We start from the raw sequence: 23,525 nt of genomic DNA on the forward strand, positions 1-23,525 counted from the left end.
CCCGCTGGCGTCGCCGCTGCGTGCCTTGCAGAGCGATGCCGACGCCTCGCACGCGTGCGAAGACGATCGTGTTGCCGCCATCGCGTCGTACACGCCGGTGTTCGGCGATCTGGGTTCGTCACATGCCTTCGTCCAAGCCGTGGCCGCGCACACGCGCATGTTGCGCGAGCGTGGCGTGCTGGCCACGGTGGAGGCGGTGGCGGGCATGGCGATCGATGCCTGAACGCATCGCCAAGCGTCAAAGTACCGAGCCCGCCATACGCGCTCTGCCACGGCGCCGCGGCACCGTGGCACGGCGCACACCCGCTGCACTTATTTACGGGTGTGCGGTCCAACGATCAGGCCGGCGTGTCCTATGCTGTGCAGATACGCGGGCCCGATCAGCGATCGATGATGAGCGATTCACTGACTGCAAGCGTCGTTGTGCAACCGCCGCGATCAACCGCAGCGAAACAGCATTACCGGAGGTGGCTATGGAACTTCACATGCAATCGCACCACTATGTGCGCCGCACGCCAGACTGGACCGCGGCAGCGGTGTCCGGCCTGGCTGCAGGGGCGCTATTGATGGTGATCGAGCTGTTCTGGTCGACGATGGTGGCGGGCGTCAATCCCTGGGGCACAACGCGGATGATCGCGGCCATCCTCATGGGGCAGGGCGTGTTGCAGACCTCGTTGTTCAGCGTGAGTACCGTAGCCGCGGCACTGGCAATCCACTTCGTGCTCGGCGCGGTGCTGGGCATGATCCTGGGAGCCATCATCGCGCCATTCCACCTCGATTCGAGCACAGGCCTGGTCTTGCTCACCGGCGCGGCATTCGGCATTGCCGTCTACGTGCTCAACTTCTACGGCATGACGCGCTTTTTCACCTGGTTTGCCGATGCGCGTGGCTGGCATACCCTGGTTGGCCACATGATCTTCGGCATGACCGCGGCCATTGCCTACTGGAAGCTCGAAAGCAAGGATGTAACTCACTGAGCACGCAAACTGGAGGAAAAACCAGCCAAAGCACCGGCGCGTGCCGCGGCGCGCCCCCGTTTCGATCGGGCTTGAGCGCATGCGGTTTGGCGGCTTAGCGCTTTAGACCCACACATTGCCACTACACGGGCCGTGCGGGCCGGCGGCGGCGGATGAAAGCCCAGGCTTTCATCCGCCGCTTTTTGTTTTGCCGCCGGTTGCGCGGGGCCCGGCCGGCTTTGTGTGGCATTGCACTTAAAGCGCTGTCAAGGCCGCCTTGCCGGTGGCGGACCAGATGCACTAGTCTTATCACAGCCTTGCGTGTAGTTCGCGGCCTTCTGTACGCAAGGGGGAGGGTCGGTATGGCGATAGCCATTGCAATCGTGATCATCGTCGTTGCTTCGGTGCTCTTCCATTTCGTGAGCCCGTGGTGGGCGACGCCGCTTGCTTCCAACTGGAAGCAGATGGACGACACCCTGACCATCACGCTGGTCATCACCGGCATCTTCTTCATCGTCATCAACCTGTTCATCGCCTACATCGTCTGGCGCTACCGCCATCGCGAGGGCGCGCGCGCGGCCTATCAGCCGGAGAACAGCAAGCTGGAGCTGTGGCTGATCGCGGGCACCACGCTCGGGGTGATTGCGCTGCTGGCGCCGGGCCTGTTCGTCTATGCCGAGTACGTGAGCCCGCCCGGCGACGCCATGGTCCTGGAGGTAGTGGGCCAGCAGTGGCAGTGGGGCTTTCGCTTTCCCGGCCGGGGCGGCCAGCTCGGCACCTCGGACCCGCGCTTTGTCACGCCCGCCAATCCGCTCGGCGTGAACCCGGACGACCCGCGCGGGCAGGACGACATCATCGTCGCCGGCCAGGAAGTCCACCTGCCGCTGAATCGCCCGGTCAAGGTGCTGCTGCGCTCCAAGGACGTGCTCCACGATTTCTACGTGCCGCCGTTTCGCGCCCGCATGAATATGGTGCCAGGCACCGTCACGTCGTTCTGGTTCACGCCGACCAAGGCGGGCACGTACGAGATCCTGTGCGCGCAACTGTGCGGGGTCGGCCACTACAACATGCGCGGCCACGTGGTGGTGGAGGACGAGGCGGCGTTCCAGGCGTGGCTCGCGCGCCAGCCAACGTTCGCGCTGACCATGGTGAAGACGCCGCCTGCGGCGGCGGCTGCCGCTGGCGCGCCGGCGGCGGATACGCTCGCCGAGCAGGGCCGCGCGCTGGCCCAGAGCAAGGGCTGCGCGGGGTGCCACAGCATCGATGGCAGCGTTGGGGTGGGGCCAAGCTGGAAGGGCCTGTATGGCAGTACCGGGACCTTTGCCGACGGCAGCAGCGCGAAGGTCGATGACGCTTACCTGAAGATCGAGATCACCGATCCGCAGGCGCGCCTGGTCAGGGGCTTCGGCCCGCTCATGCCGAAGATGGCCCTGAGCGACGAGGAAGTGAGCGCGCTGATTGCCTACATCCGCGCCAACGGTGCGCCCGGCGCGGCAACGCAGGCAGGCGCCGCGTCCGGCGCCGTGGCCAGGTAGGCCGCAGGCAGCTTGCAAAGAAGGCTACAGGAGGGAGTGCAATGGCATACGCCGACGAAGCCGCCCACGACGGACCGCAGAGCTTCTTTACCCGCTACATCTGGAGCCAGGACCACAAGGTAATCGCCGTGCAGTACACGCTGGTTGCCATCTTCGTGGGGCTGATCGGCGTGGTGCTCTCCAACCTGATGCGCCTGCAACTGGGCTTCCCCGGGCACTTCACGTTCATCAATGCCAACCGCTACTACCAGTTTGTGACCATGCACGGGATGATCATGGTGATCTACCTGCTCACGGCGCTCTTTCTCGGCGGCTTCGGCAACTACCTGATCCCGCTGATGGTGGGGGCGCGCGACATGGTATTCCCGTACCTCAACATGCTGAGCTTCTGGGTCTACTTCCTCTCGGTGCTGGTGCTGCTGTCGAGCTTCTTCGTGCCGGGCGGGCCGACCGGCGCCGGCTGGACGCTCTATCCACCGCAGGCCATCCTGCCAGGCACGCCCGGCTATGAGTGGGGCATCATCCTGATGCTGGTGTCGCTGCTGATCTTTATCGTGGCGGCCACCATGGGCGGCCTCAACTACGTCACCACCGTGCTGCAGGCCCGCACCGAGGGCATGACGATGATGCGCATGCCGTTGTCGGTGTGGGGCATCTTCATGGCCACCATCCTGGCGCTGCTGGCCTTCCCGGCGCTGTTCGTGTCCGGCGTGATGATGTTGCTGGACCGCACGCTCGGCACGAGTTTCTTCATGCCGGCGATCGTGTCGCTGGGCCAGCAGCTCAACTACAAGGGCGGCAGCCCGCTGCTGTTCCAGCACCTGTTCTGGTTCTTCGGCCACCCGGAGGTGTATATCGTCGCGCTGCCGGCGTTCGGCATCGTCTCCGATCTCGTCAGCGTGCATTCGCGCAAGAGCATCTTTGGCTATCGCACCATGGTGTGGGCCATCCTGGCCATCGGCGTGCTGTCGGTGGTGGTGTGGGCGCACCATATGTTTGTGAGCGGGATGAACCCGTACTTCGGTTTCTTCTTCGCCACCACCACGCTGATCATCGCGATTCCCACGGCCATCAAGGTTTATAACTGGGTCATCACGCTGTGGCGGGGCGACATCCATTTCTCGGTGCCGATGCTGTTCGCCATCGCCTTCATCAGCACCTTCGTGATCGGCGGGCTGACCGGGCTGTTCCTTGGCAATGTCAGCGTGGACATTCCGCTGTCGAACACGTATTTCGTGGTCGCGCACTTCCATATGGTGATGGGCGTGTCGCCGATCCTGGTGGTGTTCGGCGGGATCTATCACTGGTACCCCAAAGTCACCGGGCGCATGCTCAACGACAAGCTGGGGCACATCCATTTCTGGGTGACGTTCGTCGGCACCTATGCCATCTTCTTCCCGATGCACTACCTGGGCATCCTTGGCATGCCGCGGCGCTACTACGCCTACGACAACTACGCCTTCATCCCCGAGTCGGCGCACACCATGAACGCCTATATCTCCGTGGCTGCATTTATCGTGGCGGCGGCGCAGTTGCTGTTCATCGTCAACCTGGCCTGGAGCATCAGGCACGGCAGGCCGGCAGGGTCCAATCCCTGGCGCGCGGCCTCGCTGGAGTGGCAGACGCCGGATACGCCGCCCGTGCACGGCAACTGGGGCGCGGAGCAGCCGGTGGTGCATCGCTGGGCCTATGCCTATAGCGTGCCGGGCGCGAGCGAGGATTTCATTGCGCAGAACGCGCCCCCCGAGGCCGGCGGCGCCGAGCCCGAGCCGCATACCAGCCATGGAGCCGTGGCATGAACGAGAACCTGGTCTATCGCGCCGGAGCCGGCGGCGAGCGGCGCCCGGGCCCCGGCCCGGGCGATGTGGGCAGGCAGCGCGCGGGGCCCGCGCCGGCCAGCATCGGGCTGTGGGTGTTCATGGGCGTGGTGAGCTCGCTGTTCGCGTTGTTTCTTGCCGCGTACGCCATGCGCATGGATTCGCCTGACTGGCACGCGGTGGCGTTGCCGTGGCAGGTCTGGCTGTCCACGGCCCTGCTTGCCGCGGGTAGCGGGGTGATGCTGGCGGCGGCGCGCGCGGCCCGCGCCGGGCGCGCCTCGGTGGCGCACCGCGCGCTGCGCTTGGGCGGGCTGGCCGCGGCGGCATTCGTCGCTTCGCAGTTGTGGGCATGGCAGGCCCTGCTCGCCATCCACGTGGTGCCTGCCAACAACCCGTCCGGCAGCTTCTTCTACCTGTTGACCGCGATGCATGGCCTGCATGTGCTGGGCGGCCTGGCTGGCTGGGCGCTTGCCATGCGCGCCGGGCCGGGCAGCGCGCTGCGCATTCGCCTGTGCGCGCGCTACTGGCATTTCCTGCTGGCGGTATGGCTGGTGCTGCTGGCCGCGCTCGGCTGGCTCACGCCGGAGTTCGTTCGCTTTATCTGTGGCCGCGGCTAGGCGGCCCGGCGCATCCTCGAAGGAGACGTGCCCATGTCTTCGCTACCCACTTCATCTGCGCCGGCGGTGACCGGCTTGCGCGGGCTGGTGGCCGACTGGTCCTCAGACCAGCAGGCCTTCAAGGTGACAGCCTTGCGTGTAGTTCGCGGACCTTCTGTACGCAAGGGGGAGGGTCGGTATGGCGATAGCCATTGCAATCGTGATCATCGTCGTTGCTTCGGTGCTCTTCCATTTCGTGAGCCCGTGGTGGGCGACGCCGCTTGCTTCCAACTGGAAGCAGATGGACGACACCCTGACCATCACGCTGGTCATCACCGGCATCTTCTTCATCGTCATCAACCTGTTCATCGCCTACATCGTCTGGCGCTACCGCCATCGCGAGGGCGCGCGCGCGGCCTATCAGCCGGAGAACAGCAAGCTGGAGCTGTGGCTGATCGCGGGCACCACGCTCGGGATCGCTTGGGCAAGTCGCTGGAACCGTTCCGTCTGTTCTGGATGGAAGACGCCACGCCCGCCGAGCTCCAGGAGAGCTTCCGGCTGATTCGCCAGCACACCACCACGCCGCTGGCGGTAGGCGAGGTCTTCAACACCATCTGGGATTGCAAGACGCTGATCCAGGAGCAGTTGATCGACTACATCCGCGCCACCGTGGTCCATGCGGGCGGCATCACGCATCTGCGGCGCATCGCGGACTTCGCCGCCATGCACCAGGTACGCACCGGCTCGCATGGCGCGACCGACCTGTCACCGGTCTGCATGGGTGCCGCGCTGCATTTCGATCTGTGGGTGCCCAACTTCGGCATCCAGGAATACATGCGCCACAGCGAGCTGACCGATGCGGTGTTCCCGCATGCCTACACCTTTGCCAATGGCATGCTGTATCCGGGCGATGCGCCGGGGCATGGCGTGGATATCGATGAGACGCTGGCGGCGAGGTATCCCTATCAACGCGCTTACCTGCCGGTGAACCGCCTCGCCCACGATGGCACGCTCTGGCACTGGTAGGCCAACACCTGCACGCACCATGACACCGCCAAGACTGCATCCCGACACGCTCGCGCAACTGCCGCAATTGGCGCAACTGGCGCAGCCGTCGCTGCAAATCCTGCGCCCCCGCTATGCGCGCGAACGCCTGCACGGCGGCATCGTCCACCTGGGCATTGGTGCCTTTCACCGGGCGCACCAGGCGGCGGTCACCGAAGCCGCGCTGCACGCCGATGCGGCCGACGCGCGCTCGCTCGACTGGGGCATCGTCGGCGTCTCGCTGCGCCGGCCCGACACGCGCGACGCGCTGGCGCCGCAGCAGGGCCTGTACACGCTGGCGCTGCGGGGGGCGCGGGACGACGGCAGCCGCTTCGAGCAGTTGCAGGTGATCGGCGCGGTGATCGAAGTGCTGGTGGCCGCCGACGATCCCGATGCCGTGCTGGAGCGGATCGCGCATGGAGATGCGCGCATCGTCAGCCTGACGGTGACGGAGAAAGGCTACTGCCATGACCCGGCCACAGGCACCTTGAACTTCAACGACCCAGGCATTGCGCATGACCTGCTGCATGCCGGCACCCCGGTCACCGCCATCGGCTATCTGGCGCGCGGCCTCCAGCGGCGCATGGCACGCGGCCTGCCGCCGCTGACCTTGCTCTCCTGCGACAACATCGCCGCCAACGGCGACACGCTGCGCCGCTTGCTGCTGGCCTTCTGCGCGCGCGTGGACGGCGCGCTGCACGATTGGGTGGCCGAACGCTGCGGCTTTCCCAATGCCATGGTCGACCGCATCGTGCCCAAGACCACCGTGGACGATGCCGCGCGCATCAGCGCCACGCTTGGCGTCGAGGATGCGTGGCCTGTGGTGGGCGAGCCCTTTCTGCAGTGGGTCATGGAGGACCGCTTCGTGGCTGGGCGGCCACGCTGGGAGGCGGGCGGCGCGCAGTTTGTCGAGCACGCGCACCCGTTCGAGACGCTCAAGCATCGCCTCGTCAACGGCAGCCATTCGACCATGGCCTATCTGGGCGTGGTGGCCGGGTGGCCCACCACCGACCGCGCGATCGCCGTGCCGGCGGTGCATGCGCTGGTGGCCGGCATGATGGCGCACGAAATGCTGCCGACCCTGCCGCCGTTGCCGGGGCTCGACACCGAGGCCTATCGGCGCGAACTGTTGGCACGCTTCGCCAACCCCGCACTGCAGCATAAGACCAGCCAGATCGCCATGGACGGCTCGCAGAAGATCCCCCAGCGCTTGCTGGCGCCCATCCGCGAGCGGCTGCGGGTGGGGGCGCCGTTTCCACGCCTGGCGCTGGGCGTGGCCGGCTGGCTGCACTTCCTGCGCGGGCGGGACGAGCGCGGCGCCGAGTACCGTATCGAAGACCCCCCAGCATCGTATTCGGGCTCAAGGTGGGTGGCACCGAGGTGCCGTTGCTGCTGATCGCCATCATGACCTTCGTGCTGATCAGCAGCAGCGGGACGATGGCGATGGCTGTCAACTTTGCCTACCGGCGCGACCGCGTGAAATGCGCCTTGCTGATGTTTGCCACGGCGCTGTTCGGCGTGGCCTTCGTCAGCATGCAGGCCTTTGAGTGGACCAAGGATGGGGCGCCGCAGTTCGGCTCCGCCTTCTTCATGATCACCGGCTTCCATGGCCTGCATGTGAGCTGCGGCGTGATCTACCTGCTGATCGTCGCCACCAAGGTGCTGCGCGGCCGCTACGAGCGCACGGGCAATTACCAGATCGTGGAGATCGCCGGGCTCTACTGGCACTTCGTGGACCTGGTGTGGGTGTTTATCTTCGCGCTGTTCTATCTCTGGTAAGGCACGCCATGGCTTCGTCGACCCCGTCTCCCGAAATGCCCGCGCAGGCGCCCATCGCTGCCGGCTCGCACGGCGATTTGCCGCACGGGCAGCAGCATGGGCAGCAACATCCCATTGGCCTGTACCTGAAGATCTGGGCGCTGTTGTTCGTGCTGTCCACGCTGTCGTACCTGGTGGACTACTTCCATTTCCAAGGCTATCTGCGCTGGACCCTGATCCTGCTCTTCATGCTGATGAAGGCCGGATTGATTGTGGCCGTGTTCATGCACATGGCATGGGAGCGGCTGGCGCTGATCTGCGCCATCCTGCTGCCGCCGCTTTGCCTGCTGGTGCTGGTGGGCCTGATGGCGGCCGAGGCGGACTACACCTTTCTCTTGCGCGGCGTTTTCTTCCGCTGAGCGTGCCGCACGCGTGCGGTGCGTGTTCCGCTGGCGCCATCCGGGTACACTTGCCCGGTTGCCCGCCACTACGAGGAAACCATGCACCCAGCCACGGAAGCCATCCTGATCTATAACCATGGCCGTGATCCTGAGCGGCTGACCCGCAAGCTCGCCGCCATCGCCACCGATCCGTTCGCCTTCCTGCGCGGCACCAACCACCTCTACGCCGCCTCGGTGGGCACCGAAGCCGCACTGATCGAGGCCCCCACCACCTATGTCTGCGGCGATCTCCACCTGGAGAACCTGGGCAGCTTCAAGGGTGACAACGGCCTGGTCTATTTCGACCTGAACGACTTCGACGACGCGATGGTCGCGCCGCTGACCGTGGACCTGGTGCGCCTGCTGTCCAGCCTGATGATCGCCGCGCCGCAGCTCGGCCTGTCGGATGCGGACGCGCGCGCGGGCGCCGAGCGCATGCTCGATACCTACGCGGCGGTGCTGGCCGGCGGCAAGCCGCGCTGGGTGGAGCGCGCCACCGCCACCGGCATGGTGGCGACGCTGCTGCGCCGCGTCAAACGGCGCCGCCGCGGCGAGGTCCTGGCGGCGCGCACCGTGCGCCGTGGCGGCGTGCGGCGCCTGCTGATCGACAATAGCCATGCGCTGGCCCCGCTCAAGGGCGAACGCAAGCGCGCCGGCGCCATCCTGCGCGAATTCACGCAGCAGTCCCATCACGGCCAGTTCGTGGCGGACGACGCCGCCCGGCGGGTGGCGGGCGTCGGCAGCCTGGGGCTGGAGCGCTATGTCGTGCTCGCGCATGCGGCGGGCACGCCCACCGCCCAGCGCCTGATTGACATCAAGCGCGCCGCGCCCAGCGCGTGGCAAGGCTTGCCCTATGGCAAGCAGCCGGCCTGGGGCAGCGACGCATCGCGCGTGGTGCATATCCAGCACGCCATGCAGGCGGCTTCGCCCGCGCTGCTCTCGGCGATTGCGATGGGGGGCCGCCCTGGAGCCCCGTCCTATATCGTCAAGAGTTTGCAACCTACGGCCGACCGGGTCAGCCTTGGGCCTCACACCGATCGCGCCAACCTGAACGAGGTGCTTCTCACGATGGCGCGCTCGGCGGCGTGGGCGCATTTGCGCGGCTGCGGGCATGAAACCGCCGATCGCATCGAGACACTGCAGGAGTTTGCTGCCGGTTCGCGCTGGCGCGCGCCGGTGCTGCGGCTGGCGCGGCATGGCTGCGAGACGGCGCAGGCGCAATGGAAGGAGTTTGCCGAGGACTACCACAAGGCCAGGGGGAAGAAGGCCTAATTTGCGCACGGCGCGGCTAGTACCTCGCCGTAGTGGCTGCCCAAGCCAACGCGATCGCCAGCCGCCACTAGCCACTTTTCCTGGCCGGGCGCGGTGCCCGGCCAGGACGGGACATCAGACCTGCGTGATGAACTTGGTCACCAGGTAGCCATCGAAGGTTTCCTGGCCGCCTTCGCTGCCGATGCCGGAATCCTTGATGCCGCCAAACGGCGTCTCGGCCAGCGCCATGCCGAAGTGGTTGATGTTGACCATGCCGGCTTCCAGGCCGTTGGACACCACCGTCGCGGTCTTCAGCGAGTTGGTGAACACGTACGAGGCCAAGCCGAAGGGCAGGCTGTTGGCGCGGCGCAGCACTTCCTCCACGTCCTTGAAGCGCGTCACCGGCGCCACCGGGCCGAACGGCTCGTCGACCATCAGCTTGGCATCGTCGGGCAGGTCGGTGACCACCGTCGGGGCAAAGAAGAAGCCCTTGTCGCCGATGCGCTTGCCGCCGGCCACCACCTTGCCGCCGCGATGGCTGGCGTCATCGAGGAACTGCTCCATCGAGGCGATGCGGCGCTCGTGCGCCAGCGGGCCCATCTGGGTGCCGTCTTCCAGGCCGTCGCCGACCTTGATCGAGCCGATCACTTCGGTAAAGCGCGCCAGGAACTTGTCATAGGCTTTTTCCTGCACGTAAAAGCGCGTGGGCGATACGCACACCTGGCCAGCATTGCGCAGCTTGAAGCGCGCCAGCATTTCCGCCGCCGGCTCGATGTCCGCGTCGTCGAACACCAGCACCGGCGAGTGGCCGCCGAGTTCCATGGTCACGCGCTTCATGTGGGCGCCGGCCAGTGCCGCCAGTTGCTTGCCCACCGGCACGGAACCGGTAAACGAGATCTTGCGCACGATCGGCGACTCGATCAGGTAGGTGGAGATCTCGCCAGGCACGCCCCAGACGATGTTCAGCACGCCCGGGGGCAAGCCTGCATCGTGGAACAACTGGGCCAGTGCCACCACCGCGCTGGGGGAATCCTCCGGGCCCTTCAGGATCAGCGTACAGCCGGCGCCGATGGCCGAGACCATCTTGCGGATGGCCTGGTTGAAGGGGAAGTTCCACGGTGTAAAGGCCGCGCAGACGCCGATCGGCTCGCGCACCACGATCTGGCGCACATTGGGCTGGCGCGGCGGGATCACGCGGCCGTAGATGCGGCGGCATTCCTCGGCGTGCCATTCGGCGTGCTCGGCGCAGATCATGACTTCGCCGATGGCTTCGGCCAGCGGCTTGCCCTGGTCCAGGGTGATATTGCGGCCGATTTCCTTGGCGCGCTCGCGGGTCAGTTCCGCCACGCGGCGCAGGATCTTGGAGCGCTCCAGCGGCGAGGTCTTCTTCCAGCTTTCAAAGGCGCGCTGCGCGGCGGCGAGGGCGCGGTCGAGGTCGGCGCGGCTGGCGTGCGGCAGCTTGCCCAGCAGTTCCTGGGTGGAAGGGTTGATGACGTCTTGCTCGCGTCGGTCCCCCCTCCCTTGACGAATTCCCCGTCGATGTAGAGGGCGAGATCCTGGTACATGCCTTTCTCCTGAAGAAGGTTGCGTGCGACAAGCGCTGCCGGCGCCGCGGTGGGGGATGCCGCGCCCGGGCGCGGCGGCCAAACCGCAAGCTTAACGCGTTAGCCGGTTTTGTGCATCGGCAGGAGCGGGCGTTTCAGGGCGGGAGGAAGGCCAGGGTCAAGTGCCGTAAAGGCCACGGCCCGCGCCCCCTTATGGGCGCGGAGAACACGGCGGGTGCCCAGGCTCAGCCGCGCCGCATCGCCACCATGCTGCGCGTAGCCAGCGCCAGCGCATTGTGCCGGTTGCCGCCACCCAGGCCATCGGAGATCTCCGTAGCCGCGTTGAGCACCAGCTCGGCAAAGCCCTTGATCTTGTGCGGCTTGAAACGCTCCGCGGGTCCCGACAGTCCGACGGCAGCAATGACGTGCCCGTTGCCGTCGCTGATCGGCGCGGCCACGCCGTAGACGGTCTCCCGCCATTCGCCGCGGTTCACCGCATAGCCCTGCTTGCGCACCTTGGCCATCTCCTGCAGGAAGCGCTCGGGCTCGACGATGCTGTTGGGCGTGGACGGCGCCAGCGCGGCGCACATGCGCTGCAGCGCTGTGTCCGTCTGGAAGGCCAGCATCGCCTTGCCGGTGGCCACGCAGTGCGCCAGCGCCCGGCCGCCGATCTGGGTGTAGGCGCGCACAGGGTTGGGGCTGTCGATCTTGTGCACGTAGACCACCTCGGCACGGTCCAGCACGGACAGGTGCACGCTCTCGCCGCTGGCGTGCATCAGCTTGTCCATCCAGGCTTCGGCATGGCGGCGCAGGTCCAGCCGCGAGAGCACCGCCGAGCCCAGTTCCCAGAGCTTGATGGACGGGCTGTAGCCGGTACCGGAGGCGTCGCGGATCACGTAATTCAGCTCGGTCAGCGCTTGCAGCAGCCGGTGCACATTGCTCTTGGCCAGGCCCAGGTGGGCGGCGATCTCGGTGAGGCCCAGCGGGCGGTCGCTGTGCGCCAGCAGTTCGATGACGCCGAGGCCCTTGATCAAGGTGTTGTTCATCGGTGCTTATGCTCCATTGCGGGCATCTTATGCGGATGGCGCATATTCGTTCTCAAATGTGGAACGATAGTATCGTATTTTGCAACTCCCTATAATCATCGCATCGCGGACGGCAGCCTCGCCAGGAGGATGGCCGATTCGCCGTGCCGCCCCTCTCTCTTTCCCTGTGGATGCCTCCCATGCGTGATCTCGACCAACAGGACCTGCCGCTGCAAGGCGTGCGGGTCGTGGAATTCTGTACCGTTGCCGCGGGCCCCTTTTGCGGCATGCTGCTGGCCGACATGGGCGCCGAAGTGATCAAGGTGGAAGCCCCCGAGGGCGATACCTTGCGGCAGTGGCCGCCGCTGTCCGACGGCTTTTCCGAGAATTTCGCTTCGCTCAACCGCAACAAGGAGTCGGTGGCGCTCAACCTGAAGGATGCCGCCGACGTGGAACAACCGGCCCGGTGTGATGGATCGGCTCGGGCTAGGCTACGCCAGCTTTCGCGAGCAAAAGCCGGGGCTGGTCTATTGCTCCGTGTCCGCCTACGGCCAGAGCGGCCCGCGTGCGGGCGAAGGCGGCTTCGACCTGACCATCCAGGCCGCTGCCGGCGTGATGAGCGTGACCGGCGAACCCGACGGCGCGCCGGTGAAATGCGGCGTGCCGCTGGCCGACTTTGCCTCGGGGCTGTACGGCGCCTTTGCCATCGCCAGCGCGCTCGCCAGGGTGCGGGCCGGTGGTGCGGGCGCGCATATCGATGTGCCGATGTATGGCTGCACGCTGGGCATCGCCGCGCTGCAGACCAGCGAGTACTTCGGCACCGGCAGGAGCCCGGCCAAGCTGGGCTCCGCCCATCCGCGCAATGCGCCGTACCAGGCCTTCCAGGCCGCCGATGGCTACTTCGCCATTGCCGCGGGCAACCAGAAGCTGTGGCTCGACGTGGTACGCGTGGTGGCGCTGCCCGCGCTGGCGCAGGACGCGCGCTTTGCCACCACGCGCGACCGCGCGGCCAACCAAGCCGCGCTCAAGATCCTGCTGGAAGAGCGCTTTGCCACCGCTGGCGTGGCACACTGGATTGCCGCCTTCAACGCCGCGGGCGTGCCGCACGCGCGCATCAACGACTACGCCGCCGCGCTGGACGATCCGCAGGTGGCGCATATGGAGTGGGTGCGCCCGCTCACGCTCCCCGGCGGCCACCAGACGCGCACCTTTGCCTCGCCGCTGCGTTTCGACGGGCTGGGCCTGCCGATCCGCCGCGACCCGCCGGCGCTAGGCGAGCACAACGCCGCCGTACGGGCCCGCTACCAGCCTGGTGGCATGGACGCGGAACAAGATCTCTTGTAAGGAACCATCATGAGCGAAATGCGGGATATGCACGAATCGATCGGCAAGGCCGGCAACGCCGATCGCCTGCGCGCGTTCGTTGCCACCATCAGCCGCGTGGTAACGCAGGCGGAGCGCGCGGGCAGCAGCGAGCCGGAAATCCTGGCGCAAGCCAGCGCCGCGCTAGCCGAGCTGGTGGCGCACGACGACTGGCTGCCGGAGGCCATGGCGCGGCCGCATCCGGTCTACTACCAGCAGCATCTGCTCTACGGCGATCCGCTCGATCGTTTTTCGCTGGTCAGCTTTGTCTGGGGACCGGGCCAGCAAACGCCTGTGCACGATCACACCGTGTGGGGCCTGATCGGCATGCTGCGCGGTGCCGAGGTGGACCAGCGCTACCGCGTGGAAGGCGGCCGGCTGCTGGAGGACGGCGATGCCGTGGTGCTGAGCGCGGGCCAGGTGGCCGCGGTCTCGCCCACGGCTGGGCGACGTGCACCGCGTGCGCAATGCGCATGACGACCGGGTGTCGATCAGCGTGCATCTGTATGGCGGCAATATCGGCCGCATCCAGCGTCATGTGTATGACGCTGCCAGCGGCGCCACCAAGCCGTTCGTGTCGGGCTACTCCAACGCGCTGGTGCCCAATCTGTGGGCCCCGGCCGCGCCACCGGAACAGGGGTGAAGGTGGAACAAGCCAATCTGCTGATCGACCGGCAGGGCGACGTCACCCGGCTGACGCTGAACCGCCCGGAGCGGGGCAACGCGCTGTCGGCCACGCTGGTGGAGGAACTTGCGGCGGCGGTGCAGGCGTGCAGCCTCGATGGCACCCGGCTGCTCGCCATCGAGGGCGCCGGCACGCACTTCTGCACCGGGTTCGACCTGGGCGACCTGGACCGCGAGAGCGATGATTCGCTGCTTGCGCGCTTCGTGCGTGTCGAGCTGTTGCTGCAGAGCGTGCATGGCGCGCCCTTCACCACGGTCGCGCTGGTACAGGGGCGCGCCATGGGCGCGGGCGCCGACTTGCTGGCAGCCTGCGAGCAGCGCTGGGTCGCACCGGGCAGCAGCTTTGCCTACCCCGGCGCGGGCTTCGGCCTGGTGCTGGGCAGCGCGCGGCTGGCGCAACTGGTGGGCGTGGCGGCGGCGCGGGACTGGATCGCCAGTGGGCGGGCGGTCCGGGCCGAGGAAGCGTTGGCGTCCGGTTTGGCCAGTAGGTTGGTGGCGCCGCCGGAGCGCGCCGCCGCGCTGGCCACGCTGGCCGAGCGTGCACGCCGGCTGGATGTGCCAACACAAGCCGCCGTCCAGGCTGCCACGCAGGGCGGCCACGCCATGGCCGAAGCAGCGCGCGCGGCGCAACTGGCCGAGCTGGTTCGCTCCGCGGCCCGGCCGGGACTCAAGGCGCGCATCTCTGCCTACCGGGCGGCATCCAGGCGCTGACTCAGCGTGGCTCGGGGCTGAAAGCCGGCAGGTCCGGCCATGCCAACGCTGCCCAGGCGCCCTTTGGCGGCGCCAGCAGCTGGCGCAAGCTGGCTGCATCGAAGGCCTTGCCCAGAGGGTCGGCGCGGAATGCGGCAAGCCATTGCTGGCGGCCGGCGATAAAGGCGTGGCCGAAGTCTTCCCAGCTGGCAAAGCAGTCCTGCGCGCGCTGCGCGTTGAGCAGGAGCACGCGCCACGCGGCCATCGGCTCGACCCAGCCCATCAGCATGACGTTGCGCGCAAAAAATGCCATCCGGACGCAGGCAAAGGCCAGCGCGGCGCGCGGATCGTCTGTCGGCAGCAGCGCATGCAGGTCGGCGCGAAACCACCTTGATTCGAACATCCGGGCGAGGTGCTGGCGCACTTCGTCATCCGTGGCATTGGCGCGGAACTCCATCTGATGCAGCAACTGCACACGGAACAGCGCGCGCGCCGCGTCGCTCATGTGGTCCGAGGCGGGGTTGAAAAAGCCCGTCATGCTGGTGGCATCGACCATGGGCCGCGCCAACGTCAATGCCCATTGCTTGCGCCGGGTGAACACAGCGGGACGCTTGGGGCGCAGGAAGCGGTAGACCCGCCATAGCACAAAGGCCCCGAGGAGCAAGTAGAAGGCATTCATCCGATTCGGTGCTCCGCTATGCCTCGCGAAGGCGAAGCCTGGATTTGCCCCGCGTGCGACAGCGAGATGTCCGGCCATGGCACCCCTTCCGTGGCGACAACCGCCTCCGCGTCACCCGGGCCTGGCATTTGCCGAGTGGCATACCGCACCGATGCCGCCATTGGCGAACGCTCCGCCAGCAAGCCAGGCTGGCGCGCGGCGACCAGCCACTCCACCATTGGCGTCGGCGCGCTGAGCCTGACAAAGAGCTGTGGGTAGCGGGCGACCAACCGGGTCTGCGTCGTGGCGTCGGCCACGTCCTCAATGCGCGCCCAGCCGGCTGGCGTGTACGTACTGCCAATGGCGATGCAATCGTCCGGGGTTTCCTCGTCGGTACCCAGGGCGTTCAGGCAGGCGAGCACATCTTCCACGTAGCGCGCGATGGGCGGCCTGTTCTGCTTGCCCTTGACCTGGTCGACGGTGAGCGCGCCATTGGCCAGCACATGCACGCTGATGGTGATATGCGGTTGCCCGCTGGTATCGCGGAAACTCAGCAGGCGCAGGCGCTGCTGCGCCACCGCTTCGGCATAGCGCTCGCCGTAGCCGCCAGACAGCGCGCGCCGGTCGGAAAACTGCCCCAGGCAATGCCGCATGACATAGCTTTCAAAGGCCATTTCCGCGCGCAGCTGCGCGCTGTCCGGCAGCAATTCCACGAACACGCCATGTGAAGTCGGCAGCAAGGTGCGCAGCGCTTCGGGCTGGCTCTGCCGCCAGCCGCGCTCGATGCGTGTGGCCATCTCGGCATGTTCCTTGTCCCACAGCGCCAGCGCTTGCGGGCAGGTGATGCGGTCGAGCTTGCCGTCCAGAGCGGTGCCCTTGCGCGAGGTCAGGAACTCGACGAGCCGCGCTTCCAGCGCCAGGAGGCGCGGCTCGACAGGATCCACCCAGACGACCGGGGCCGGTGGCGTTGCTGCTTCGCCGCCGCTCGCCTTGGCCGGCGCGCCAAAGCGCGCCGCAACCCACTCCGGCATCGCCTCGGATCTCAGGGCCTGCCGCGCACCGTCGAGCGAATCGATCTTGACGGCCGGCTCGAAGTTGGCGACGAGATGGCGATAGAAGTGGTTGAGCAGCCAGGCGCGCACCGCGGCATCGTCGCCGCGCGCCTGGCTGCGCGCGGCGATGCCCGCCTTCAGGGCACCGGCATTGAGGGCGTTGCGCGGCGCGTAGCCCGTCGTCCGCCTGGCGGTACTCATTTCCAGACTTGCCACCAGCTTTTGCTCTTGCCGGCTGGGTTGGCTTGCGCGCGGTAGAGCGCCACTTTTTCCTCCATCGCCTTGACATCGGCGAGCTCGTATTCGTTGCTGCGCGGATTGAGTGCGATGGCACGCTCGAAGAGCGCGGCGGCCTCGGCGTGGCGCTGCAGCCCGCTGAGCGTGTCGGCCGCCAGGCTGACCATCCACAGCATGGAGTAGAGGTGCGCGCAGGCATCGTACGGATGGCCGGCACCGCTCTCGAAATAGCGCTCCAGGCACGCCTGCCCTTGTTCGTAGGCGGCAATCTGCAGCTTGATGAAATCGCTGTAGGTTTCGTTGCGCGACTCGGCGGGGACGCGGTCCAGGTGTTCCCCGAGCAAATCGCCAAGCGCAACCCCGAAGTTGTACGCCCACAGCCCGCTTGGCAGCGAGAAGGCCGGCAGCTTCAGCGTCTGGATCACCCCAAGCGATTGCACCCGTGCCTCGAACAGGGCGTAGGCCGTGCGGTTGTCCTGCATGCCGCCTTCCTGCGCCGCCGCATACAGCCGCGCCGCTTGCGCAGTGGCATCGATGCGGCCCGCCGCGCCGTCGTTGACTGCCGCCAGTCTTGCGATCCATGGATGGCCCGGCGAACGCTGCTCGGCCAGTGCGCGTGCTGCGTCGAATACCGCCTGCAAGGCCTGCGCATCCACTTGCTCACCCACGGCGCCAAAGAGCGCTTCATGGGTCGGGGAGAGGGTCCGCAGAGCCTGTTCTCCCTCTTGCGCTTTTGACACGAAGGCCGCCAGCGTCGCTTCCGTGTTGCAGGCCCGCATGGCGCACAATGGCCACCAGGCCGAGTCGTCGGCCGCATCGGCCAGCCGCGCGTGAACCAGCTGCGCGGCGCCGTCCCACATCTCGTCCTCGACCTGATAGATGTGCAGGAACGCCCGGCGGCCGGCATCGTCAACGCGCTGGGCTTCCATCAGCCACGGCAGCTCGTATTCGATGAAGTCATCGCTGCCGTTCGACGACAGGCTATGGCGCGCGGCGGAGCAGGCGTCTAGCGCGCCGGGCAAATCTCCTTGCGCGTACAAGGCGCGCGCCGCGAGCCGGGACAGCCGGACTTCCAGCTCACGGCGCTGCGGCAAGGACCATTGCGCTGTCAGGGCCCTCGCGGCCTGCTGGAAGTCGGCAAGGCGCTCGGGCGCGATGCCGATCAGGGCGCTGCCCAGGCGCAGCCAGTCGTTTTCGTCGATGTCCTGTTCCGCGTCGGCCGTCTGCAGCGCCAGGATGGCCGCGCCAGCCGCTGCGCGGGCCTCGTCGTTGCTGTCATGGCGCGACAGCGCCCAGGCGCGCCGCCGCTGATAGTCGGCGAGGTCCCATGCGCGGAACGGCGCACGTCCCGCGATGGCCCCGTTCAATGCATGGCGCAGGTCAATGGTCTCCAGCGCAATGCCCAGCTTGCGCACTTCCAGGCTATCGAACACGCGAAGCTGCCGATATCGGTCCGCATTCAGCTCCGGCATCTCTGCCACGATGGCGCGCATTTCAGCGAGGGCACGCTGGATGCTCTCTTCCTCGTTGACGTGGTTGGCTATCTGGAGGCGATAGAGCGCCAGGTGCATGCGCAGCTCGGCCTGTGCGTCGTGCGGCGTGGCTTCCAGCATGCCGGCGCCGTCTGCGTTGATCACCGCCAGCGCAGCCTCCGGATCCCCCGCGCGCATCCATAGCGTATGCAGCCGGTCGATGGTCTCAAGGGAATCGGCCCGCAAAGGCTTGGCGCGCAATCTGGCCAGCAAATCGGCGGCTTCGCTTGAATTGCCTTCCTCGAGATCCGCTTCGAGGCGATCCAGTAACTGTTCCAGCTGAACACCTGTCAATGCGTTGTCATCGATATCCACGGCTCTTTCCATAAAGTGATCTATTTTGCACCTAGCGCGATTCTACCCGGAGATGCAACAGACCTGGAAATTGCGCCCGATGGTTCGCCCAACGGCGCTGCGGCTCAAGCGATCACCACGATAAAAACGCCCCGCCTCCTTGGGGGGAGGCGGGGCGTTTTATCGTGGTTGCCAGTAAGGGGTAAGGGGTAAGGGGTAAGAACGCTGCCGTACGCGCTTAGTTCTTCTGCGCGCCGGCGGGCGTGGCCGACATGTCCTGCTTCATGGTGTCGTTGTTGGCCTTCTTCTCGGCGCTCTTTTGCTGCTTGGCGGACTTCACATCCTGCTTGTACTCGGTCTTGGCGGCCTTTTTCTTGGCCTTGTATTCGTCCGAGGCCTGCTTGTTGGCATCGCGGCGCTGGACCAGCGGATCCTTCGGCGGCTCGATCTGGGTCGTGCCGGCCGGCACCGCGGCGTTGCCGCTATCGGCGGGCGCTGCGGGGGTCTGGGCAAAGGCGGCCGCACATAGCAGGCCAGCGGCCAGGGCGGTGGATGCTTGCAAAAAGCGAATCGGCTTGTTCGTCGTCATGTCGGACCTCACGGTTCATGGATGGGAACGGCTCCTGGACGCCATCGCGGGGGACACGGCGATGGTCGCTCCGCGAGACGCCAAGGGGCACGCATGTTCTGCATTTCGCCATTGTTTGACTCCTCGCGCACAGGGCCCGTGCCCTGATTCAGACAACTGCTTACAATTGGCTTTCTGTCTGACAGACGGCTACCGACAAGGGCTGTCAGCAAGGTATGACATAGTGGCGAACGTGGGCATCGCGCATCGCATTGCCCCGCGTTCCCCGATGAACTCAGGCGCGATAAGAACACGAGACCTCCCTCGAACATGCCAACAAAATCCAAAGCCAAACTGACCACGGGCCCGATTGGCCGCACGCTGCTGCTGTTTTCGCTACCGGTGCTGGGCAGCAATATCCTGCAGTCACTCAACGCCTCGATCAACTCCGTGTGGGTGGGGCATTTCCTCGGCGAGGCGGCGCTGACGGCCACCTCGAATGCCAACATCATCTTGTTCTTCCTGCTCGGCGTGGTGTTCGGCATCAGCATGGCCAACACCATCATGATCGGGCAAGCCGTGGGTGCGCGCGACCTGGCCGAGGCGCGCCGCGTGGTGGGCACCAGCACCACCTTCTTCGTCCTGCTGTCGGTGCTGGCGGCGGCGCTCGGCTACGCGTTCACGCCCGACATCCTTGCCGCGATGGGGACGCCGGACGATGCCAGGGCGCTTGCCATCAGTTACCTGCGCATCATCTTCCTGGCGCTGCCCTTCATGTATTTCTACAACTTCGTGATGATGACGCTGCGCGGCGCGGGAGATTCGCGCACGCCGTTTTATTTCATGCTGTTGTCGGTGGGGCTGGACGTGGTCCTCAACCCGCTGCTGATCTTCGGCATCGGGCCGTTCCCGGAGCTGGGCATCGCGGGCTCGGCCCTGTCCACGCTGATCGCGCAGCTGGCGAGCCTGGCCGCGATGCTGATCGTGCTTTACCGCCGCCGCCACTTCCTGACGCTGCGCCGCCACCAGCTTGCCTACCTGCGCCCCAATACCGCGATCCTGCGCGCGCTGGTGGCCAAGGGTTTGCCGATGGGGCTGCAGATGGTGGTGATCTCGTCATCGGCGATCGTGATGATGTCACTGGTCAATCGCCATGGCTCGCAGACCACCGCCGCCTATGGCGTGGCCTCGCAGTTGTGGACGTACGTGCAGATGCCCGCGCTGGCGGTCGGCGCCAGCGTGTCGTCGATGGTGGCGCAGAACGTGGGTGCGGGCCTGTGGGATCGCGTGACGCGCGTCACGCGTGTGGGGCTGTTGTTCAACCTGCTGATGACCGGTGCGCTGGTTGCCCTGATCTACCTGTTCAACCGTCACTCGCTGGGCTTGTTCCTGCCCGATGACGGCACGGCCATCGGCATAGCGCAGCATATCAATGCCATCGTGCTGTGGTCCTTCATCCTGTTCGGCTTCACCATCGTGCTGTTCGGCACCGTGCGCGCCACCGGCGCGGTGATGGCGCCGCTGGTGATCCTGTTCCTGTCGATGTGGGTGGTGCGCCTGCCGTTTGCCTGGGTGCTCGAGCGCACCGTCGGCGCCGATGCGATCTGGTGGAGCTTTCCACTGGGCTCGGTGGTCTCGGTCTCGCTGGCCGTTGCGTATTACCGCTTTGGCAACTGGCGCGCCGCCCATATCTTGCCGGTGACGCCCGGGGCGGCGCCGGAGCCGGAGTTTGCGCCCCAGGCGCCCGATACCAGCATGGGCACACCGTGCGAGGAAGCCCTGAGCACGGCCGGTGCTGGCGGTGCCGGCGAGCAGGCGTCGGCGGGCGAGTCCCGCGAGGTATCGAAGCAGGGTGCCGACTAAGCTGCTGCCCCGCAAATCGACGGTGCCAGCCGAAGCCCACTGAACAAGCCAAAGCCGCGCGCCCCGCCTATCCGGCGTTGCAGTCCAGATAAGGTGATGCAAGCAGCCCTCGGGTTTGCCGGCACGCGTCCGCACCTGGTTGATCCTCGTGCTTTCCTTACGCTTTCCTTTCGATCCCCTTCAATTCCCCTTCGGCTTCCTTTCATTCGTCTTTCGGTATTACATCGCGGCGTGATGTATGTGATTTTTTCCGTTTCTACTCGGCCTGGTACTCGCCGTGCTCGGTGCATTCGTGCTGATCGGTGCGGTATCGAAAAAGGGTGAAGCTGACCAGCTCGCCCGCTGGGACTTGAAGACCCTGTTGTGGATCCTGGGTTCGGTGGTGCTGTTCGGCCTGCTGCTCAAGCCGCTCGGCATGGTGTTGTCGGTGTTCGTGCTGGTGCTGGTGTCGTCGATGGCCAGCCATGAGTTCAGCTGGAAGGGCGCGGTCTTGAACGCGATCGTTCTGGTGCTGATCAGCATGGGCGCCTTCGTGTACGGCATCAACCTGCAGATGCCGGTGTGGCCTGCTTTCATTACTGGTTAAGGAGTCGGCCATATGGAATTGATTGACCATCTCGCCTTGGGATTTTCCACGGCGCTTTCACTGCAGAACCTGGCATACGCCTTCCTGGGCTGCGTGCTGGGTACCTTGATCGGCGTGCTGCCGGGCCTGGGGCCTCTGGCCACCATCGCCATGCTGCTGCCGGTGACTTACACGCTGCCGCCGGTGGCGGCGCTGATCATGCTGGCCGGTATTTACTACGGCGCGCAGTATGGTGGCTCCACCACCGCCATCCTGGTGAACCTGCCGGGCGAATCGTCGTCGGTGGTGACCACCATCGATGGCTACCAGATGGCAAGGCGGGGACGAGCGGGCGTGGCACTGGCCACCGCCGGCCTGGGCTCCTTCTTCGCCGGCTGCGTGGCTACCCTGATCCTGGCCGCGTTTGCTACGCCGCTGTCGGAACTGGCGTTCAAGTTCGGCCCCGCCGAGTACTTCTCGCTGATGTGCCTGGGCCTGATCGGCGCCGTGGTGCTGGCTTCGGGCTCGCTGCCCAAGGCCGTGGCGATGATCGTGCTGGGCCTGCTGCTGGGCCTGATCGGTACCGACGTGAACTCGGGCGCCGCGCGCTTCTCCTTCGACATCCCCGAGCTGACCGATGGTATCGACTTCGTCGCGCTGGCCATGGGTATGTTCGGCTTCGCGGAAATCATCGCGAACCTGGAGCAGAAGGAAGCCCGCGAGACTTTCACCGACAGCGTCACCAACCTCTGGCCGACCAAGGAAGACTTCCGTCGCATGATCCCGGCGGTGCTTCGCGGCACGTTCCTGGGTTCGGCGCTGGGTATCCTGCCGGGCGGCGGTGCGGCACTGGCCTCGTTCGCAGCCTACTCGCTGGAAAAGAAGACCTCCAAGTACGCACATGAGTTTGGCAAGGGCGCCATCGAAGGCGTGGCGGGTCCGGAATCGGCCAACAACGCCGCGGCGCAGACCTCCTTCATCCCGCTGCTCACGCTGGGCATTCCGCCCAACGCCGTGATGGCGCTGATGGTAGGCGCGATGACCATCCACAACATCCAGCCGGGCCCGCAGGTCATGACCAGCAACCCCGCGCTGTTCTGGGGCCTGATCGCCTCGATGTGGATCGGCAACCTGATGCTGATCATCCTGAACCTGCCGATGATCGGCGTGTGGGTGAAGCTGCTGACCGTGCCTTACCGCTTCCTGTACCCGGCCATCCTGGTGTTCTGCGGTATCGGCGTGTACTCGGTCAACAACCAGACCTTCGACGTGTTCATGGCAGCTGGCTTCGGCATCATCGGCTACCTGTTCCTGAAGCTCAAGTGCGAGCCGGCGCCGTTGCTGCTGGGCTTCGTGCTGGGGCCGATGATGGAAGAGAACTTCCGCCGCTCCCTGCTGCTGTCGCGCGGCGAGTTCAGCGTGTTCCTGACCCGCCCGCTGTCGCTAGGCCTGCTGATCGCAGCGGCTTCGCTGGTTGCCATCGTTGCCCTGCCTTCCATCAAGGCAAAGCGCGAAGAGGCGTTCCAGGAAGAGTAGTCGTCAAGCCCCACCCGCGCCGGCCTGCTGCTGGCGCGCGCAATGCAAGAAATGGGGTGCCTCGTGCACCCCGTTTTTTTAAGCGAGCGCACCTGGTGCCGACCGGGCCGCTTGCAGGGAACACGCCCGGCCACGCTCACAGCGCCCGGGCTGCATAGGTAGATCTGCTCTATCGCACCGCTGGCAGGTGTGTCACAGGAGCCGCATGAGAGCGCCAACACTAGATGGCTTCGTATCGAAGCTGTACATCCTGAAGCTTGTCCAGTCGAGCCCGTCGACGGTCATGACGCTGGTTGACCGCCTGCGCGAGCACGGCGTGGACAAGAATATCCGTTCGCTCAGGCCCATCTTGCGCAGCTTGATGATCGCGCGCGCGATCACGGCGGAGCTGGTGGAAGGCAGTGGCCGCGTCTACTGCATCACGGATAGCGGACGCGAAGAGCTGAACAGCTATCTTTCGCACCTCGGCGCGCTGCAAGGCGATATCGAGCAGACGGACTAGGCTGCTCCCGGCAGCC

The 23,525-nt window shown here is 66.2% G+C and carries 16 protein-coding genes and 8 pseudogenes; 18 read left to right on the plus strand and 6 right to left on the minus strand.

Annotation, left to right across the window (positions count from 1 at the left end; all coding sequences use genetic code 11):
- The 11 genes and pseudogenes from OR16_RS44230 to OR16_RS34815 all read left to right on the plus strand — a co-directional run.
- Window positions 1-223, plus strand: a pseudogene (locus OR16_RS44230) (mannitol dehydrogenase family protein); the annotation flags it as partial.
- Window positions 224-473: 250 nt separating this feature from the next.
- A complete protein-coding gene (locus OR16_RS34770; RefSeq protein WP_006163551.1) occupies window positions 474-977 on the plus strand; it encodes a hypothetical protein in 504 nt (167 codons plus the stop codon).
- Window positions 978-1,318: 341 nt separating this feature from the next.
- Complete coding sequence (locus OR16_RS34775) at window positions 1,319-2,491, plus strand: cytochrome c oxidase subunit II (protein ID WP_006163552.1); 1,173 nt, start codon at window positions 1,319-1,321, stop codon at window positions 2,489-2,491.
- Between the two features lie 41 nt (window positions 2,492-2,532).
- Window positions 2,533-4,290: a cytochrome c oxidase subunit I gene (ctaD, locus tag OR16_RS34780; protein ID WP_006163553.1), complete on the plus strand. Its 1,758-nt coding sequence runs from the start codon at window positions 2,533-2,535 to the stop codon at window positions 4,288-4,290.
- On the plus strand, window positions 4,287-4,925 hold the full coding sequence (locus OR16_RS34785; RefSeq protein ID WP_006163554.1) for a hypothetical protein: 639 nt from the start codon (window positions 4,287-4,289) through the stop codon (window positions 4,923-4,925). Before ctaD ends, OR16_RS34785 begins: the two co-directional genes overlap by 4 nt.
- A gap of 178 nt (window positions 4,926-5,103) precedes the next feature.
- Window positions 5,104-5,382, plus strand: a pseudogene (locus OR16_RS42165) (cytochrome B); the annotation flags it as partial.
- Window positions 5,382-5,930 (plus strand): annotated as a pseudogene (locus tag OR16_RS34795) (enolase C-terminal domain-like protein); the annotation flags it as partial. The pseudogenes OR16_RS42165 and OR16_RS34795, both read left to right, overlap by 1 nt.
- A gap of 19 nt (window positions 5,931-5,949) precedes the next feature.
- The gene (locus OR16_RS42170) at window positions 5,950-7,344 is read left to right on the plus strand and encodes a mannitol dehydrogenase family protein (RefSeq protein WP_006163557.1); all 1,395 of its coding nucleotides are present in this window, start codon (window positions 5,950-5,952) and stop codon (window positions 7,342-7,344) included.
- Window positions 7,290-7,727 (plus strand): annotated as a pseudogene (locus OR16_RS34805) (cytochrome c oxidase subunit 3); the annotation flags it as partial. The gene OR16_RS42170 and the pseudogene OR16_RS34805, both read left to right, overlap by 55 nt.
- An 8-nt stretch (window positions 7,728-7,735) precedes the next feature.
- Window positions 7,736-8,125, plus strand: coding sequence for a cytochrome C oxidase subunit IV family protein (locus tag OR16_RS34810; protein WP_081488967.1), 390 nt, complete (start codon window positions 7,736-7,738; stop codon window positions 8,123-8,125).
- Between the two features lie 81 nt (window positions 8,126-8,206).
- The gene (locus tag OR16_RS34815; protein WP_006163560.1) at window positions 8,207-9,418 is read left to right on the plus strand and encodes a DUF2252 family protein; all 1,212 of its coding nucleotides are present in this window, start codon (window positions 8,207-8,209) and stop codon (window positions 9,416-9,418) included.
- A 114-nt stretch (window positions 9,419-9,532) separates the two neighbouring features.
- Here OR16_RS34815 and OR16_RS34820 read toward each other — a convergent pair.
- A pseudogene (locus tag OR16_RS34820) lies at window positions 9,533-10,962 on the minus strand (NAD-dependent succinate-semialdehyde dehydrogenase).
- A 224-nt stretch (window positions 10,963-11,186) separates the two neighbouring features.
- Window positions 11,187-11,987 (minus strand): IclR family transcriptional regulator, encoded by an 801-nt coding sequence (locus OR16_RS34830; RefSeq protein ID WP_006163562.1) that lies wholly within the window; start codon window positions 11,985-11,987, stop codon window positions 11,187-11,189.
- A 179-nt stretch (window positions 11,988-12,166) separates the two neighbouring features.
- Between OR16_RS34830 and OR16_RS34835 the strand changes: the two are divergent.
- The 3 genes and pseudogenes from OR16_RS34835 to OR16_RS34845 all read left to right on the plus strand — a co-directional run bounded on the left by OR16_RS34835 (window position 12,167) and on the right by OR16_RS34845 (window position 14,723).
- Window positions 12,167-13,310 (plus strand): annotated as a pseudogene (locus OR16_RS34835) (CaiB/BaiF CoA transferase family protein).
- Window positions 13,311-13,337: 27 nt separating this feature from the next.
- Window positions 13,338-13,971 (plus strand): annotated as a pseudogene (locus tag OR16_RS34840) (cysteine dioxygenase).
- A gap of 2 nt (window positions 13,972-13,973) precedes the next feature.
- A complete protein-coding gene (locus OR16_RS34845; RefSeq protein WP_237717326.1) occupies window positions 13,974-14,723 on the plus strand; it encodes an enoyl-CoA hydratase/isomerase family protein in 750 nt (249 codons plus the stop codon).
- Between the two features lies 1 nt (window position 14,724).
- Here the strand turns inward: OR16_RS34845 and OR16_RS34850 are convergent, their stop codons facing one another.
- The 4 genes from OR16_RS34850 to OR16_RS34865 all read right to left on the minus strand — a co-directional run bounded on the left by OR16_RS34850 (window position 14,725) and on the right by OR16_RS34865 (window position 19,064).
- A complete protein-coding gene (locus tag OR16_RS34850; RefSeq protein WP_006163565.1) occupies window positions 14,725-15,381 on the minus strand; it encodes a DUF1266 domain-containing protein in 657 nt (218 codons plus the stop codon).
- On the minus strand, window positions 15,378-16,628 hold the full coding sequence (locus OR16_RS34855; RefSeq protein ID WP_202801118.1) for a hypothetical protein: 1,251 nt from the start codon (window positions 16,626-16,628) through the stop codon (window positions 15,378-15,380). Before OR16_RS34855 ends, OR16_RS34850 begins: the two co-directional genes overlap by 4 nt.
- On the minus strand, window positions 16,610-18,496 hold the full coding sequence (locus tag OR16_RS34860) for a hypothetical protein (protein ID WP_006163567.1): 1,887 nt from the start codon (window positions 18,494-18,496) through the stop codon (window positions 16,610-16,612). The genes OR16_RS34855 and OR16_RS34860 overlap by 19 nt, the downstream gene beginning before the upstream one ends.
- Window positions 18,497-18,713: 217 nt before the next feature.
- On the minus strand, window positions 18,714-19,064 hold the full coding sequence (locus tag OR16_RS34865; RefSeq protein ID WP_006163568.1) for a hypothetical protein: 351 nt from the start codon (window positions 19,062-19,064) through the stop codon (window positions 18,714-18,716).
- 309 nt (window positions 19,065-19,373) lie between these two features.
- On the opposite strand from OR16_RS34865, the gene OR16_RS34870 reads away from it, so the two are divergent.
- The 4 genes and pseudogenes from OR16_RS34870 (at window position 19,374) to OR16_RS34885 (ending at window position 23,509) form a co-directional block, all read left to right on the plus strand.
- Window positions 19,374-20,906, plus strand: a complete 1,533-nt coding sequence (locus OR16_RS34870; RefSeq protein WP_006163569.1) for an MATE family efflux transporter — start codon at window positions 19,374-19,376, stop codon at window positions 20,904-20,906.
- A 244-nt stretch (window positions 20,907-21,150) separates the two neighbouring features.
- Window positions 21,151-21,492, plus strand: a pseudogene (locus tag OR16_RS34875) (tripartite tricarboxylate transporter TctB family protein); the annotation flags it as partial.
- Window positions 21,493-21,504: 12 nt separating this feature from the next.
- Window positions 21,505-23,007, plus strand: a complete 1,503-nt coding sequence (locus OR16_RS34880; RefSeq protein ID WP_006163571.1) for a tripartite tricarboxylate transporter permease — start codon at window positions 21,505-21,507, stop codon at window positions 23,005-23,007.
- Between the two features lie 205 nt (window positions 23,008-23,212).
- The gene (locus tag OR16_RS34885) at window positions 23,213-23,509 is read left to right on the plus strand and encodes a helix-turn-helix transcriptional regulator (RefSeq protein WP_006163572.1); all 297 of its coding nucleotides are present in this window, start codon (window positions 23,213-23,215) and stop codon (window positions 23,507-23,509) included.
- Window positions 23,510-23,525 lie beyond the last annotated feature (16 nt).

The sequence above is a fragment of the Cupriavidus basilensis OR16 genome, from assembly GCF_000243095.1.
Classification (GTDB): Bacteria; Pseudomonadota; Gammaproteobacteria; order Burkholderiales; family Burkholderiaceae; genus Cupriavidus; species Cupriavidus basilensis_D.